This window comes from Microbacterium sp. (assembly GCF_047602155.1).
In the GTDB taxonomy this organism is placed as follows: domain Bacteria; phylum Actinomycetota; class Actinomycetes; order Actinomycetales; family Microbacteriaceae; genus Microbacterium.
The window spans coordinates 579826-594860 of the sequence record NZ_JASGHZ010000001.1; the positions used below are offsets into that span (position 1 = coordinate 579826).

General features: G+C 66.9%; 14 protein-coding genes. 9 read left to right on the plus strand and 5 right to left on the minus strand.

Going from position 1 to position 15035, the window contains the following annotated elements; genetic code table 11:
• The first annotated feature begins 76 nt into the window (after window positions 1–76).
• From QM720_RS02765 to QM720_RS02780, 4 genes are all read left to right on the plus strand, one after another.
• Window positions 77–1507 (plus strand): NAD(P)/FAD-dependent oxidoreductase, encoded by a 1431-nt coding sequence (locus QM720_RS02765; protein ID WP_415124635.1) that lies wholly within the window; start codon window positions 77–79, stop codon window positions 1505–1507.
• Window positions 1504–1872 carry a cupin domain-containing protein gene (locus QM720_RS02770; protein ID WP_415124636.1) on the plus strand — a complete coding sequence of 123 codons (369 nt, stop codon included), beginning with the start codon at window positions 1504–1506 and terminating at the stop codon, window positions 1870–1872. The genes QM720_RS02765 and QM720_RS02770 overlap by 4 nt, the downstream gene beginning before the upstream one ends.
• A gap of 359 nt (window positions 1873–2231) precedes the next feature.
• Window positions 2232–3182 carry a DUF433 domain-containing protein gene (locus QM720_RS02775; protein ID WP_415124637.1) on the plus strand — a complete coding sequence of 317 codons (951 nt, stop codon included), beginning with the start codon at window positions 2232–2234 and terminating at the stop codon, window positions 3180–3182.
• A complete protein-coding gene (locus tag QM720_RS02780; RefSeq protein ID WP_415124638.1) occupies window positions 3172–3567 on the plus strand; it encodes a hypothetical protein in 396 nt (131 codons plus the stop codon). Before QM720_RS02775 ends, QM720_RS02780 begins: the two co-directional genes overlap by 11 nt.
• Before the next feature lie 101 nt (window positions 3568–3668).
• On the opposite strand, the gene QM720_RS02785 is transcribed toward QM720_RS02780, so the two are convergent.
• From QM720_RS02785 to QM720_RS02800, 4 genes are all read right to left on the minus strand, one after another.
• Window positions 3669–5363 (minus strand): hypothetical protein, encoded by a 1695-nt coding sequence (locus tag QM720_RS02785; protein WP_415124639.1) that lies wholly within the window; start codon window positions 5361–5363, stop codon window positions 3669–3671.
• A gap of 38 nt (window positions 5364–5401) precedes the next feature.
• Window positions 5402–5650: a hypothetical protein gene (locus QM720_RS02790; protein ID WP_415124640.1), complete on the minus strand. Its 249-nt coding sequence runs from the start codon at window positions 5648–5650 to the stop codon at window positions 5402–5404.
• Window positions 5651–5739: 89 nt separating this feature from the next.
• Window positions 5740–6900, minus strand: coding sequence for a TRAFAC clade GTPase domain-containing protein (locus QM720_RS02795; protein WP_415124641.1), 1161 nt, complete (start codon window positions 6898–6900; stop codon window positions 5740–5742).
• A 40-nt stretch (window positions 6901–6940) separates the two neighbouring features.
• Window positions 6941–11926 (minus strand): type ISP restriction/modification enzyme, encoded by a 4986-nt coding sequence (locus tag QM720_RS02800; protein ID WP_415124642.1) that lies wholly within the window; start codon window positions 11924–11926, stop codon window positions 6941–6943.
• A gap of 70 nt (window positions 11927–11996) precedes the next feature.
• On the opposite strand from QM720_RS02800, the gene QM720_RS02805 reads away from it, so the two are divergent.
• Complete coding sequence (locus tag QM720_RS02805) at window positions 11997–12266, plus strand: helix-turn-helix domain-containing protein (protein ID WP_415124643.1); 270 nt, start codon at window positions 11997–11999, stop codon at window positions 12264–12266.
• A 9-nt stretch (window positions 12267–12275) separates the two neighbouring features.
• Here QM720_RS02805 and QM720_RS02810 read toward each other — a convergent pair whose 3' ends face one another.
• Window positions 12276–12656, minus strand: a complete 381-nt coding sequence (locus tag QM720_RS02810; protein ID WP_415124644.1) for a DUF4440 domain-containing protein — start codon at window positions 12654–12656, stop codon at window positions 12276–12278.
• A 9-nt stretch (window positions 12657–12665) separates the two neighbouring features.
• Here QM720_RS02810 and QM720_RS02815 point away from each other — a divergent pair, with 9 nt between their 5' ends.
• The 4 genes from QM720_RS02815 to QM720_RS02830 are packed head-to-tail and all read left to right on the plus strand — an operon-like array spanning window position 12666 to window position 14992.
• Window positions 12666–12869: a type II toxin-antitoxin system Phd/YefM family antitoxin gene (locus QM720_RS02815; RefSeq protein WP_415124645.1), complete on the plus strand. Its 204-nt coding sequence runs from the start codon at window positions 12666–12668 to the stop codon at window positions 12867–12869.
• Window positions 12869–13300: a type II toxin-antitoxin system VapC family toxin gene (locus QM720_RS02820; RefSeq protein WP_415124646.1), complete on the plus strand. Its 432-nt coding sequence runs from the start codon at window positions 12869–12871 to the stop codon at window positions 13298–13300. The genes QM720_RS02815 and QM720_RS02820 overlap by 1 nt, the downstream gene beginning before the upstream one ends.
• 31 nt (window positions 13301–13331) lie before the next feature.
• Window positions 13332–14687 carry a hypothetical protein gene (locus tag QM720_RS02825; protein WP_415124647.1) on the plus strand — a complete coding sequence of 452 codons (1356 nt, stop codon included), beginning with the start codon at window positions 13332–13334 and terminating at the stop codon, window positions 14685–14687.
• 44 nt (window positions 14688–14731) lie between these two features.
• Window positions 14732–14992: a ribbon-helix-helix protein, CopG family gene (locus QM720_RS02830; RefSeq protein ID WP_415124648.1), complete on the plus strand. Its 261-nt coding sequence runs from the start codon at window positions 14732–14734 to the stop codon at window positions 14990–14992.
• The last annotated feature ends 43 nt before the right edge of the window (window positions 14993–15035 follow it).

A 15035-nucleotide genomic window follows, 5' to 3' on the forward strand; every position in this document is an offset into this window, starting at 1 on the left:
ACCCGGCGTGTCGCGGACATTTGTGAGGTTTCGCGGGCGGGAGAATCGGCAACATACGACAGAGGAAGTGATATCCGTGGCGACCACGGTCTTCGAACGGCAGGCACCGGCGGCATCCATCGTCGACCACAGCCTCGCCGACACGAACCACGCAGTGTTCTGGATCGACGATCTGCCGGCCTCGCTCCGCCCCAACCGGCGGCCGCTGCAGGGCACCGTCCGGGCCGACCTCGTCGTCGTCGGCGGCGGCTACGCCGGCCTGTGGACGGCGCTGCTCGCCAAGACCCGCGACCCGGGCCTGAGGGTCGTCGTGGTCGAGGCGAACCGGGTGGGGTGGGCGGCATCCGGACGCAACGGCGGGTTCTGCGAGTCGAGCCTCACCCACGGCCACGAGAACGGCATGAACCGGTGGCCCGCCGAGATGCCCCTCCTCGACAAGCTCGGCATGGAGAACCTCGACGCGATCGAGGCCGCCGAGGGCGAGTACGGCATCGACTTCCACTTCGAGCGCACCGGCCAGCTCGCGCCCGCCATCGAGGAGCACCAGCTGGAGTGGCTCGCCGACTGGATGGCCGAGGGCGACCCCGATGTCGTCTACCTCGACCGGGATGCCGTCCAGGCATCGATCGCCTCGCCCACCTATCTTGCCGCGGTGTGGGAGAAGCGCACGTGCGGCATGGTGCATCCGGCACGGCTCGCCGCCGAACTCGCCCGCGCCGCCGAGGAGCGCGGCGTGGAGATCTTCGAACGCTCGCTCGTGCGCGGCCTCGAAGACCGGCCGCAGGGCATCGCCGTCACCACGAGCGCCGGCCGCGTCGAGGCCGACCATGCCGTGCTCGCGACGAATGTCTTCCCGTCGCTGCTCAAGCGCAACCGGCTCATGACCGTGCCGGTGTACGACTACGCGCTCATGACCGAACCGCTCACCGCGCAGCAGCTGGATGCCGTCGGCTGGCGCGACCGGCAGGGCATCGGCGACATGGCCAACCAGTTCCACTACTACCGGATCTCCGCAGACAATCGCATCCTCTTCGGCGGCTACGACGCGCTGTACCACTACGGGCGCACCGTGAACCCGAAGTACGAGAACAACCCCGAGGTGTGGCGCAAGCTCGCGAGCCACTTCTTCACGACGTTCCCGCAGTTGGAGGGGTTGCGCTTCTCGCACCAGTGGGCAGGTCCCATCGACACCTCGACGCAGTTCGCCGCGTTCTACGGCACCGCCCGGGGAGGGCGCGTCGCGTACGCGGCGGGCTTCACCGGGCTCGGCGTCGGGTCGACGCGGTTCGCCGCGGAGGTGATGCTCGACCTGCTGGCGGGCGTCGAGAACGAGCGGACGACGCTGGAGATGGTGCGGCGGCGCCCGCTGCCGTTCCCGCCCGAGCCGGCGGCGGCGATCGGCATCAACCTGACGCGCTGGTCGCTCGACCGCGCCGACCACCGCGGCGGCCGCCGCAACCTGCTGCTGAAGACGCTGGATGCGCTGGGATTGGGGTTCGACTCGTGAGCGGCTGGGACGACGACGAGGTGTCGGGCGAGCTGGATGCCGGCGTCGTGATCGCCGCCGGTGAGATCTCGGTGCCGCTGTCACCGGTGCCCGCCGCGCAGGTGGTGGCAGGGTCGCCGGCGACGGGGTCGGTGGATCTCGACGAGGACATGGGCTTCGGCGTGTGGGAGATGACGCCCGGTGCGATGCGCGACGTCGAGGTCGACGAGGTGTTCGTCGTCGTGGCGGGCTCGGCGACGGTGGAGTTCGTCGACCCCGCGCTGCCCGCGATCGAGCTGGCGCCCGGCGCGATCGTGCGCCTGGAGTCGGGCATGAAGACGGTGTGGACCGTCCGCGAGACGCTGCGCAAGGTGTACCTGGCGTAGGGGTGCATTCGTGCGCTTCACCGGCGTTAGGCACGCCCCGTGCCTCTGCTCCATCCGGCGCAAATCACGGCTACCCGCTGGTTTGGACACGATTCGCGCCGGATGAAGGATGCCGCCCGCGCTTCATCCGTCACAAATCACGGCCATCCGCGGGTTTCGGCACGATTCAGGACGGATGAACGAAGCCCCCCGCGCTTCAGGTGCTGGCGCGCCCGGCTGCACGCACAGGCAGATCGGCTACACCGCCGTCAAGCACCGCGTCACCGCGTTGCGCGCCGAACCCAACGGACGCCCCGCTGCCAGCATGTTGACGGCAGGAACGGCTACTATGACGAAGCGTTCCGCAATAGCGGAGCGATGTGAGTTCGGTAGCCTTCCGGACGGTCGGCGTCCCGAGCTTCGCGCTTTCACCGGCCGTTACGGCCGATCTGCGAGTAGCGGATCTGGTTCCGGATGCCGAAATCGGCAATGGGCTCGCCGACGACTGCGCGCGCCATGGCCATATCGAGGATGCCGTCGGCATCGCGTTCACACGCGAGCTGTTGGCAGCCCGCCCGCTCCCTCCCGGCGAGGCAACCTTAGTGTGCCTCCGGTGGCGCTACCTTAGAGAAATGGCGGCCCTTCCGGGTGTTTACCTCGAACCGCGCTACTCCCAGGCGGAGGCTGCGCGGATCGTTGGTGTGCCCGCGAACTCGCTCAGAAACTGGGCGAGCGGGTACACCTACCTCACTGCGAGCGGACAACGCGAGTCCACCGGGCTGATTGCGCTGGCTGAGCCGTTCAGGAGCCTGAGCGTCCCCTTTGCCGGGCTCGCCGAGGCGCACGTCATCACCTCACTGAAGGCGGCGGGCCTGCCCATGCAACGCATCCGCCCCGCGGTGATGAAGTTGCGTGAGGAGATCGGCGTGCAAGAGGCGCTCCTCAGCGGGCGCCTCAAGACAGACGGAGTCGACGTGCTCTACGAGTACCTCGACGACCCGGATTCCTCGCCCGATACCCCTGGACACCTGGCTGTTGTGACGAACCGCCAGAAGGTCTTCCGTGAAGCGGTCGCGGAGTATCTTCAGACGGTCTCCTACTCCGATCAGGATGTGATCGAGCGGTTCTCGCCCCCGACATTCGGCCACCCGGACGTGATCGTCGACCCCTGGATCAACGGCGGTAAACCAACCTTCAACAGCATCGGTGTACGCGTCTCCGACGTCGAAGGACGTGTTCTCGCTGGCGAGCCTTTTGATGAGGTCATCGACGACTTCGACCTGGACCCGGAGATCGCCCGGAAGGTACTGCTGTCGCCTCATGGTCGGTGAGCTGTTCCTCGATCGGTCGCTGGGGCGCAAGAGGCTCGCCGCGGCACTTCGTGCGGATGGCTGGAGTCTCGCCACTCTCAGCGAGGTGTACGGCGCGCATGCAGGACAGCACGTTCCAGACGTGAGTTGGATCGCTGAGCAGACCTCGCTGCGCCGTGTCCTCGTCACCAGCGACGCGAACATCCTCTCTGACCCCATCGAGCGTCAGGCGTTGATCGACGCGGAGGCGCTCCTCTTCTGTTTCCCTACAGCCCAGCTGACATCAGCGGAGCAACATGCCCGCTTGACCACACACCGCGGGCACATCGAACGGCTTGCCAAAGCTTGGGATGTTCCGGGGGCGTACGTTCTTTATGGTTCCCGAATCAGCCGGGTGCTCCCCTGATCGGATCGACGCGGCACCAGGTGGCTACCCCTCTATCCCCACGACGGTGTCAGAGAGCCCGTATCGCCGCAGTCTCTCGTGCGACTCGATGCCGGTGGGCGTCAGGGTTCGACGTCGTCGTGCAGCACGATGCGGCTTAACTCGATGCGACCGCCGGGAAGCTCCCAGTAATGCAGGCGTCGGGCGGATGCCGCGTTCTGCTCGATCGACGCCCGCCAGCATTTGGCACCGTCCGCCCGCTCGACGAAGGGGTCGTCACCGCCGAACCCGGTGCGCAGGCGGTGGAGTTCGCGCGAGGGGATCTCGGCGACGCGGCCCGTCACGACATCGACGACGGCGCGCATCGCCTTGGCGAACTGGGCGTCGTCGAGCGCGCCGAGACTGTCCGCGAACCGCGACCCGATCGCGTAGGGCGCGATCGGGTACGCGCGCTTCTCCGACGCTACCGTGCGCGCGGCCCATGCGACCGTGACCTCGTGCCGCACCCAGTCGTCTGCGGAGGGCCATGATTCGCGCTCGGTGCGCCGCGTGACAGGTTCGGCTCCTGCACGTGCCGCACGCGCTTCGCGCAATTCCTGGGTGAGCCGTGCGATCATCTGGTCGCGCTCACGCATACGGCCGCGCTCGCGCGCCAGCTCGATGGACATCGCACTCGCTTCGTCGCGCAGGCGGTCAAGCGTCTCGAGGTCGGTGCCGGCCCGCAGCTCGCGCCCCAATCGCGCGACGCCGCTGCGCAGTTCCGCGACTTCATCGCGCAACGCCTCGACGTCGGCCGATGTCGCGGCGGGCGGGCCGTCGGATGGAGCGGCAGCGGAGTGGACCGGAAGATCGGATGCCGGAGCCTCGGCCGCGGGGACGGGTACCGCCTCGGGCGCGTCGGGTGCCGCGGCATCCTCCCCTTCACGCAACCACGGCGGCCCGCCGCGCAGCAGCGGGAGCGCGTCGACGAGGGGTGTGTCGGGGTCGACGTCGAGCAGCGAGAGCGCGGTGGCGGGTGCCGCAGCCGTGACGCGAACGCGCAGGGTCGCACCGACGTGCGCGAGGTCGGAGAGGTGGAGTTCGCCGTTCTCGCCGTCGTCGGCGCCGGGGACGACGTCGCGTCGGCGGAGGGCGATGTCGGCGAGCGCAGGGTGGAGGCTCACCGTCACGCGCGCTTCGGTGACCTTGACGACGCGGGCGAGCGTCGTGACGCCGACCGCGAAGCGGGCGAGGTCGGGCTCGTCGGGTTCGGGGGCGAGGTCGCGGCCGGCGAGCCAGCCTTCGACCGTGTCGCCGACGCGAAGCCCGCTCGCCAGCGTGAGTGATGACGGCAGCAGGTCGGCAACGATCATGACGCGGTCACCGTTCTCGAGTCGGCCGACGTTGCCGGAGGCGCCGGACAGGCGTTCCACGATGGCACGCGCCCAGGTGCGGCGCGGCTGCACCTGCTGCGCGACGGTGAAGGATATCTGCGCGAAGGCGTCGTCGATGAGGTCGTTGACGTCACTGCGTGCCGGGAAGCGCAGCAGCGAGCGCTGCCAGCGCGGATCGGCGCCGAAATCGGGCGGATACGACCGCGCGGCGCCGCCGAACGCGTGCGTCTTCTCGGGCAACAACCGCTCGACATGACGGGTCACATCGCCCGTCGCGATCGTGACGACATCGGCGCCGTCGCCCAGCTCGTCCGCGACCCGTTCCGGGTCGAACGCGAAGCCCCCGGCGTCGTCGGTGCTGATGAGCACGAGCGGCTTGCTGCGCGCGCGTAGGATCTCGGCAGCGAGTTCATCCGCGTCGCCGACCGTGGCAACGTGCTTCATACGCCTACTCTGCCGGATGCCGCGGACAACGCGAAACCTCAACCACGGCCCGGCGGATCCGCGCGATCCCAGCATCGGGCGTACTCAGCGGCCACGACCGGCCAGACCAGCGCGAGCCCGTCGGCGACCGAGTGGATCTGCTCCGCAAGCGCTCCCGATACGACGAAGTCGTGTTGGATCGGCCGCCCGGCGCGGTCGGTCCGGCCTTCGGGATCGAGGAGACGGAGCCCGACGTCGTCGCCTCGGCGGGCGATGCCTTCACGCTCACCGCTCAGGGCCTCGAACACGGCCTCGTAACGCGGGAGCGGGTCCGTCGGCCCATCCGAGCGCAAGAACCGGAATCCCCACATTCGACCCCTCGTCGCCCAGATGAGGCTCATCGTCGACTCAGGCGGAGGACGCGGCGCTCCTCCGCGTCGACGAGCGCGAGACGGAATCCGGTGAGGACCGCGGTGAAGTACTCCTTTTTCTGGATCGCGTCGTTCTTCGCGGCTTCGAGGCTGCCCTTCGCCATGTTCAGCAGTCCATCGACGACGTCCTTGGTCAGGAATCCTGAGAGCAGGCCGACAACGACGCCGATCGGGCCGGGAAGCTTGATCTTCTTCGCCAGGAGGATCCCCGCGACGACGTTCGCTCCACCGACGAGATTCCCGACGACCGCGTCGGGGATCTTGTTCACGAGCTTCGCTTCCGCCCACTTGGCGTGCCGCTCGAAGGGCAGCATCGCTGCGATCGGCAGGATGAGGTCCAGACCCACGCGCTCCGTGAGATCGATCTTTCCGGAGGTGAACTTGGCCGAAGAGAAGAGGACGAAGTCCTCCCCCACCGACAACGCTGCCTTGCCCTGCACCATCTCGCCGATGGTCTCGCCGAGGCGGTTGAGCTCGCCCGCGGCCTTTCCGATCACGAGCTCCTGGAACCCGTACACGTCGAGGTCCGGAAGCAGGTCCGCCTTCGACAAGGCGACGACCCAGATGCGCGGGAACTCGACGAGAGGCTCTCCGTCGAGGAGGATTGCGTCCTTCAGACCCGCGAATCCGTTGCGAAAGTTCGTGAAGAGCGACTTGAGGTAGCGCTCTTCCTCGCCCGCGTTGTCGACCAGCCGCTGCGCATCGACGAGCAGGAAGGCGACGTCGGACGAGAGCAGGGAACGGAACGTGTCAACACGTCGTTCAGCTTCCTCGTCGCTGCTCGTGTCCTGCTCGAACCACTCTCCGGGGTAGTCGTGCCACACGAGGCGCAGACTGTCGACCGGCGCCTTGACACCGTCGCCCTTCTTGGGTGTGACCCGGAAGGCGTAGCTGTGCGAGACGAACCGGTTGGGCTCGGGTACACGCGCGTCGTTGCGCATGCCCAAGTAGTTCTGGTGGAGCCGCATGCCCTGCCCGGTGCTCTCGGCGATCACCTCGAAGAGGTTCTCCTTGGCGTAGCCGGGCTCCTGTGTCGGCCCGTAGAACGACGACAGCAGCACGGTCTTGCCGCTGCCGCTCTCACCGAAGACGGCGATGTGCTGGTCCAGTGACTTGTTCACTTTCATGTGGGCGCTCCCCTATGAGTGGGGAAGTTGGTGGCGTACGTCAATCGATCACCTCGAAGGGCGGCAGTTCGCCGACCAGGCGCTGGGTCTCGAGGCTCACCGTCACGAGCGACCGAATCAGATCGACGACGTAGCGCGGGTTGTTCTGCTCGCGCAGCCATGCGTTCGGGTCGTTGACGATGCCGGACGCCTTGTCGACCTTCACCTGATACCGATCGATGACCCACTCGAGCGGACTGCGGCCGCCGACCTTGTACTCGGACTCCTCGAGCGGGATGCCGGTGATCGTCAGGTGCGCGTTGTACCGGATCGCGGTGTGGTCCTTGCGCGAGACCCACGCCAGCTTGTCGACGCGGTACAGCTCGAACGGGTCGGTCGGCGGATCGAGCGAGGTGATCTCCTCGCCGAGCTCCGCCGACGCGACCGACTCGTAGTCGACGTGCAGCTCGGCGAGCGCGCGACCGATGCGGGCGTACTCCAAGAAGTCCCTCACCTGGGGGATGCGCGGGAGCATTTTCTGCAGATCGGCGGCATACGTCTCGCGATAGATCGGATGGTGCAGCAGCGCGTAGATGCCGTAGAAGATGTCGTCCTTCGCGACGGCATCGCCATGCACCGCTCGGTAGGCCGCGAGCGTCGCATCGGTGATGTTGTCGACCCGGCGGTAGCCATCGACCTCCTCGCTGGCAGACATCGCAAGCGCATCGAGATTCAGGGCACCGTCCGGCGTCGCCACGGGCTCCCAGGTGTAGCGAGGGAACACCTGCGCGTCGCCGTTGAGGTGCAGGTCAGCGAGGTCGCGAGTCATCAGCGGAGGAGTCGGCAGGCGACCGTCTGCGTTCACCGCGATTGCAATGTTGTAGTGAGCGGCGGTCGGCCAGACCCTGGGGATCTGGTAGGCCCGCTCGTTGAGACGCCCGGACGGGTCGAAGTAGAGATGCTGACCGACGAATGGGCGATACTGCGTCGTGCGAAAGCCGTCTTCATCGAGGACCGTGGGCCGGTTACGCCTCAGATCCGCGATGTTCGCGGGTGCCCAGGTACCTAGACCGGAATCACGCACGAGGAGCTTCTCAAGCGGAGTCGCGTCACCGATTGCAGCGCGAGCATGGACCCGTTCTCGCTCGCTGTTCAGATGATCGACATGTCGCTGAACACTCGCACGAAGCACAACATCGCTGAAGTTGACGGTCCAAGCGTCTCGATTCGTCTTGAGTCCGTTCGAGAACTCGCGGAAGATCGCCGGGCTCGTCTCCATGCCCTTCGATGCCTTGTCACCGATCGGCTGGAAGGTGCCGAAACGCTCGTCGCGCTGATTGACCCAGTCGCCCGCCGCGTTGGGCGTGACCTCGGAGTAGTCGGTGCCCTCGATCGAAGCCTCGCGAACGAGCTTCTCCAGCTTGTCTTCGCGACTCAAGCCCTCACCGATGTCGGCGTAGTGGATGCGTGCCGGCCCCGCGTACTTCGGGTCCTTCACGAGCAGAGTGAGCGCGATGCCCGCCTGACTGCCCGCTCCGAAGATCTGGCCGCCCTCTGCCTGCCAGTCGCGCACGCGCATGTTCCCACGCAGGTTGTAGACGATCACGTCGCTGAACTCTTCTGCCCAGCTCAAGCGGACGCCGTCAGCAGTGCCGCCATCGACGAAGCCTGAGTTCGACACGAACGCAATCACACCGCCATCTCGAAGCCTGTCAGTCGCCCAGCGGAGTGCGCGATAGTACGAGTCGTACAGCCCGTTCTTGTTCGCGCCAGTCGAGCGAGCAACGTAGCTGTTCTTGATCGCAGCATCCGTCATCTTGTACTTCGCGTTCTGACTCGCGTCGTTGGCGCTCGCCTGTCCCGCCCGGTACGGCGGGTTCATGACGATGACGTCGATCTTCGTATCGCGCTGCTTCTCTAGGCGAGCCGTGTTCTCGGGGAACACGCCCCCGGCGAGTTGGTTGTCACGCTCGTCCATCGCGAAAGTGTCGGTGAGGCTGATCCCGGTGAACCCGCCCTCGGCCGACTCGATCCCATGCTCGGCACACAGTTCGCGGTACACCGCCTCCACGTTGATCGCCGCGACGTAGTAGCTCAGCAGCACGATCTCGTTCGCGTACAGCTCCTGCGTGTACTTGCGTGTGAGGTCTTCCGGCCTGATGAGTCCCGTCTGCATCAGCCGCGTGAGGAACGTGCCCGTCCCGACGAACGGCTCGAGGATATTCACCCCCTCGTCGCTCAAGCGCTTGCCGAAGTGTTGGAAGTACGCGGCATCCGCCGATCGCAGAATGTAGTCGACGACCTCGACGGGGGTGAAGACGATGCCCATGCGGTCGGCTAGCAGCGGGAATGCCTTCGTGAAGAACTTGTCGTACAGCGTCACGAGCATCTGCTGCTTGGCGCTGACGGTGTCGAGCCCGCGGATGCGATCGGTGACCTTTCCGTAGAACACGTCGAGCGGTTCGCGCTCGCGCGCGAACGCCGCGTTGTCGTGGAAGGTTTCGAGGACGTTCTCCATCGCAACCGACACGGGGTTGTCCTGCGTGAACGACCCCTCGGGGAACATCGCCTCGAATACCGGTTTGGTGATCAGATGCTGCGCGAGCAGCTCGATCGCCTCGGGCTCAGAGACGTCAGGGTTCACCGTCGCACGCAACGCCTTGACGAAGTCGTCGAACGGCGCTCGAGCGTTCTCAGGAGCGTTGATGTGCGCCGTGATCAGCGCGATGAAGCGCTGCGCGATCTCGGCGATATCGCCCGCCCAGTCGTCCCAGTAGAGGCGGTCGCCGACCTTCGCGACGAGCTTGGCGAAGACAGCGTCCTTCCAGAGCGCGGCACTGTCGGTGAGGCCGGGGAGCATCGGCGCGATGTGTGACGGCTGGCTACCTCCGCCGGGCGTCGCCGGCGGCGGCTCGGGCGGCGTGTCAAACGGTGATGACTGACGTGGCTTCTTCGGGGCGAGATCGACGCGCTCGATGAGCACCTGCTCGGGGAGCCGCCCGGTGAACGCGGCCTGGTTGATCGAGGCATCCAGCCGCTCGTCGTGCGCGCGTAGCGCTTGCAGTACCTGCCACACGACCCGGTAGCGCTCGTTGTCGTTGAGCGCTTCCTCGGGGCTGATCCCGGCCGGAATCGCAATCGGCAGCACGATGTACCCGAGCTTCTTGCCCGGCGAGCGGCGCATGACGCGACCGACAGCCTGGACGACATCGACCTGGCTCTTGCGGGGGCTCAGGAAGAGCACCGCGTCAAGGCTCGGCACATCGACGCCCTCGCTGAGGCAGCGCGCGTTGGTCAGGACGCGGGCGACCGGACGACCGTACTGGTCATGCTCTGGCGCGGCCTTGAGCCAGTCAAGCAACTCGCCGCGCTGCGTCGCGTTCATGGTGCCGTCAACGTGCTCAGCCTCGACTGTCAGATCGTCCGTCGCGTCGTCGTTCTCGATGTTCGAGAGGTGGCCCTCGACGAGCGCTGTGAAGTCACCTGCGACGCCCTTCGACGTCTTGATGTCCTTGGCGAATGCCACCGCGCGCCGCATCGGCGTCACATCGGCGCCGAAGCCTTCGGCGACCGTACCCGCGTTGCGCTTGGCAAGCGCGTTCCAGCATCCGATCAGCTTCGCCACATCGGTCACCTGAAGCTCGCGACCCTGGTCGGAGAGTTCCTGCTGCAGATGCTCGACGATCTCGTCCTCGCTGATGCCGAGCACGACGACCTTGTAGTCGCTGAGCAGTTCCTTGCGCACCGCCTCGTCGAACCCGATGCGATAGAGCACCGGCCCGAACAACTCTTCGTCATCCATCGAAACGAGTTCGGCCGACTTCTGCGAAGCCGCGTTCTTCACCTCGGGCGCGAAGATGCGCGGCGTTGCGGTCATGTAGACGCGTGCGGTCGCCGGAATCACGGCGTTGTCGTGCACCTTGACGAAGTGCGACTCGTCGTCGCCCGCAAGCGTGACGCCGGTCGTGCGGTGAGCCTCATCACAGATGACGAGGTCGAACTGCAGGCCGAGGAATCGCTGGGCTGCAGCGACGGCGTCGATCGACTGGTAGGTCGAGAAGACGACCGTCATCCCCTCACGGTCTTCTTCGTCATCGCCGAGCAGCCGCGCCAGTGTCGCTCCGTCGGTCGTCGCCGGCGCACCCAGATCTTCCATGAGCACACTCGTGAGGTCGTCGTTCTTCTGGCGCCCGATGTTCGTGTCCGAGCCCACGGCGAACGCACGGAATCCCACCTCGGGGTCGCGTTCGCGCGACCACTCGTCGAGCGATTGCTGCAGCAGGGCCAGCGACGGCACCATGAACAGCACCGTCGAGGAGCCACCGGCGACCTCGTCGGTCCAGCGCTCGGCCAGCTTGAGCGCGGTGAAGGTCTTGCCTGTGCCGCAGGCCATGATGAGCTTGCCTCGGTCGTGCGTGCCACCGGGCTTGAGCCCTTCCATCACCGCGTGGACGGCTGCATGCTGGTGGGCACGAAGCGCCTTGCGCTCGAACCGATCGGGCGCGACCTCGGGCTTGAGAAGCGTGTAGGTCGACCAATCGACCGCGCTGTGCCGCAGCTCTGCGAGAGAGACGCGACCGACCGGCTTCGTACGGTTCTTCAGCGCCTCCTCGGCATTCGCAGACCAAGGTGTGCTCGTCGTATCGATGACAAGGCCCTCGGTGAACGGCTCCTTGCCCATCGCCTCGAAGAACGAGTCGAGGTCGCTCTTCTGCATCCTGTGGTTCTCGGCGAAGAACTTCACCTGAACCGCGAGCAGACCTCCGCCGCGAATCTCCGCCACGAGGTCGATGCCCGTGTCAGGTCGCCCCTCGCGGCCCGGCCAGTCCTTCCAGAGCCACACTTCGCCGAGACGTTCCGCCCGTAACGGCTCGACCTTCAGGTAGTGGCGCGCCAGCTGCTCGAGGTAGCTGCCCTTCATCCGCTGGCTGTCGGCAAGGTTGCGGAACTGCGCGAGGAGCGAATCGAGCGGCGTTGACGATGCGACGGGCACCCCGTCTTCAGCGACGAAGCGCGGACCGGGATGTTCGTCCGAGGGGGATGGCACGCAATCAGGGTACTTGTAACTGGGGACAATCACCCTGGTTGATGTGCCCTCGACCGGCAACGCTTGACGAGTGCCTCGAGTTCCGTCCGCAGCAGCCGCTTTCGTCGGCGAGCGGATCCGCACCGCGCGCCTGCGGTCCTCGATGACGCATGACAAGCTCGGCGGCCTCACCGGCATCGACTCAGCCAATATCCGCGCGTATGAGACGGGTCGCGCGATGCCCAGCATCCATACGATCGTGCGCATCGCCGATGCGCTGCGCGTGAAGCCCGGCTACTTCCTCGACGGGCTCACAGCGGACCTCTTCGAGGATGCCGTTGCCTCGCGACGCGCGGGCTGAGACAGCGACCTATCCGAGTCCCTCGGACACAGCCGTCCCCTGGTGAAACCGGATCACCGGGTGCGCGCCGCTGACATCCCACAGCGACGAGTGTCGGCTGGTGCCCGCGAGTGCGGCTATCCGGTAGGTCACGAGAACGAGACCGGGCGCGATCGTGGCGAACTGCCACTCATCCGTCGTCGGCCTCGCCCGCGGAGGCTCCGAGAGCAGCGACGCGATGATCTCGGCCCGCGTCCAGCGCCAGCCGGAGCGCCCGATCTCGACGAACTCCGGATGCAGCAGCGCCTCCAGGCGATCGGGATGCCGCCGCTCATGGAATATGGCTATAATGACCTCATGAATGTAGCCACAATCGGCATCCGGGAGCTGCGGGATAGGCTCAGTCGTCACCTGGCGAGCGTGCGCGAGGGCATGGAGATCACCGTCACCGATCACGGCAGACCCATCGCGAAGATCGTGCCGATCGGCGAGGAGTCGGGGCTGGAGAAGCTCATCCGCGAAGGGCTCGTGACGCTGCCGACAGGGCCGCGCCAGTCGCGCTACCCCGATCCGGTCGCCGCCAACGGCACGGTGAGCGACCTCGTCAAGGACCAGCGTCGATAGTGCCCGCGATCACGTACTTCGATTCATCCGCACTGGTCCCGCTTGTCATCGCCGAACCGACGACGGCACGCTGCAACGGCATCTGGGATCAGGCCGATGCAATGGTCACCACGACCCTGTCGTTCGTGGAGGTACATGCCGCCATCGCGCAGGCCGCCCGACAGGGAAGGCTCGGCGAAGCCGAACACCGTCGGGCTCTGGCTGCCTTCGAAGCGCGTTGGGGCGACATGGTGCACGTGACTCCGGGCGACGCGATTCTGGCGAACGCCGCACACCTCGCCGCCGCACACGCGCTGCGCGGCTACGACGCGATCCAGTGCGCGACGGCGCTGGCCGTCGCATCCGACGACTTCATCGCCGTCGGCGGCGACCGCGATCTGCTGCGCGCGTGGAGCGACCTGGGCGTCGCGACGGTCGACGTCGGCGGCTGAGTTGTCGTTACTCCCTGCCACACTTGACACCATGACCCCCGGCGACGACCTCGATGACTGGCTGCACGGGCTCGACGAGGACGACCTCCGGCAGCTGGTCCTCGCCGGCGCGGGACGGTCGCCCGAGTTCGCCGACTGGCTGGAGACCGTGCGGGTGGCGGCATCCGACGACCCCGGCGACCTCCTGCGGCTCGTCAACGACAACCTCACCCCGTCATACCGCTTCTACGACTACCGACAGGCGAACGACTACGCCGACGACGCGTACGACACCGTGCAGCTGCTCGCCGCCCGCGCCGAGAGCGCGACGCCCCAGCTGATCCCCGTGATCGAGCGCGCGCTGACGCTCGCCACGCGCGCGATCCTCAAGTCCGACGATTCGTCGGGTAGGCAGGGTGACCTCGCCTACACCCTGCTGGCGGCGCATGCGACCGCCGTGCGCACCTCGCAGCCGCCGCTCACACAGGCCGAGCAGACCAAGCTCGTCGCCTGGATCGTCAAGTTCCGCTACGGCGGCCAGCAGGACTTCTTCGACCCCGACATCGTCGCCTACGCTCCGGGGCTATCCGCGAAGAGCATCGCGAAGTACCGCGAGGCCATTGCAGGCATAGATCTCGGGCCGTATGGTAGGTACCCGCTCACCCGCCTCGCCGTACTCGACAAAGACCGCGACGCGATCGTCGCCGCGCACGGCGGCGAACCGACGAATGCCCTGCTCGCCGCGGCGATCGTATGGGATCTCGAAGAGGCCGGCCTCCACGACGACGCCGTCGCCTACGCGCACATCGGCATCGCCATGGACGGTCGGGGCTGGGATCGCAAGCTCATCACGTTCCTCGTCGACGACGCACTCGACCGCGGCGCTTCCGACGAGGCCGTGACCTTGCGTCGCGAGTGGTTCCGACGGCATCCGTCAACAGCATCGTTCGACGACCTGCGCACGACCGCAAGCAACGTCGGGCAGTGGGCCGCCGAACAGGATGCCGCCGAGGCACTGCTCGCCGAGCGTCACCCCGATTCCTACGTGCAGCACCTACTGAAGACCGGCCGTGGCGACGCCGCCTGGGCCTTCGCCACGACGAACCGCGAGCGCCTCGCGGATGCGTCGACCTGGCTCAACCTCTGCGCCGACCGCGCCCGCACACGCCCGGCCGATACGCTTCCCCTCTACCGCCAGATCGTCACCGATACGCTGACCGTCACCGACGTGCGCAACTACAAGAGCGCCGCGCGCATCCTCGTGACTATGCGCGGCGCGGCGGATGCCGCCGGGCCGGAACACCGGGCCGCGTTCGACGCCTTCCTCCTGCAGACCGCCGAAGACAACCGCCGCCGCCCGCGCTGCCTCGACGAGTTCGCCCGCGCGAAGCTCATCGGCCGGCGGTAAGCGGGGATCCGGCGCCGCCACCTTTTTCGTAATACGATGAGTTCATGAAGCGCACGATTCAGGGCCGCGAAGTCGATGACGCCCAGGTCGCCGAGTGGGCCGCAGAGGCGGAGGCCGGCTACGACGTCGACCAGTTGCGTGTGCGCTGGGGTCGCGCGCCTCGCGGAACCACTGCAGCGCAAGTGGTTCCGGTACGACTGACGCAGGATGAACTCGCCGCCGTGATGCAGCGCGCCGAGCGCGAAGGACTCAACCGCTCCGAGGCCATCCGCGCGGCTCTCGACGCGTGGGCCAGCGCCGCGTGATCGTCCATGCATCAGCACGAAGGCATGGCATCAACGACATCGA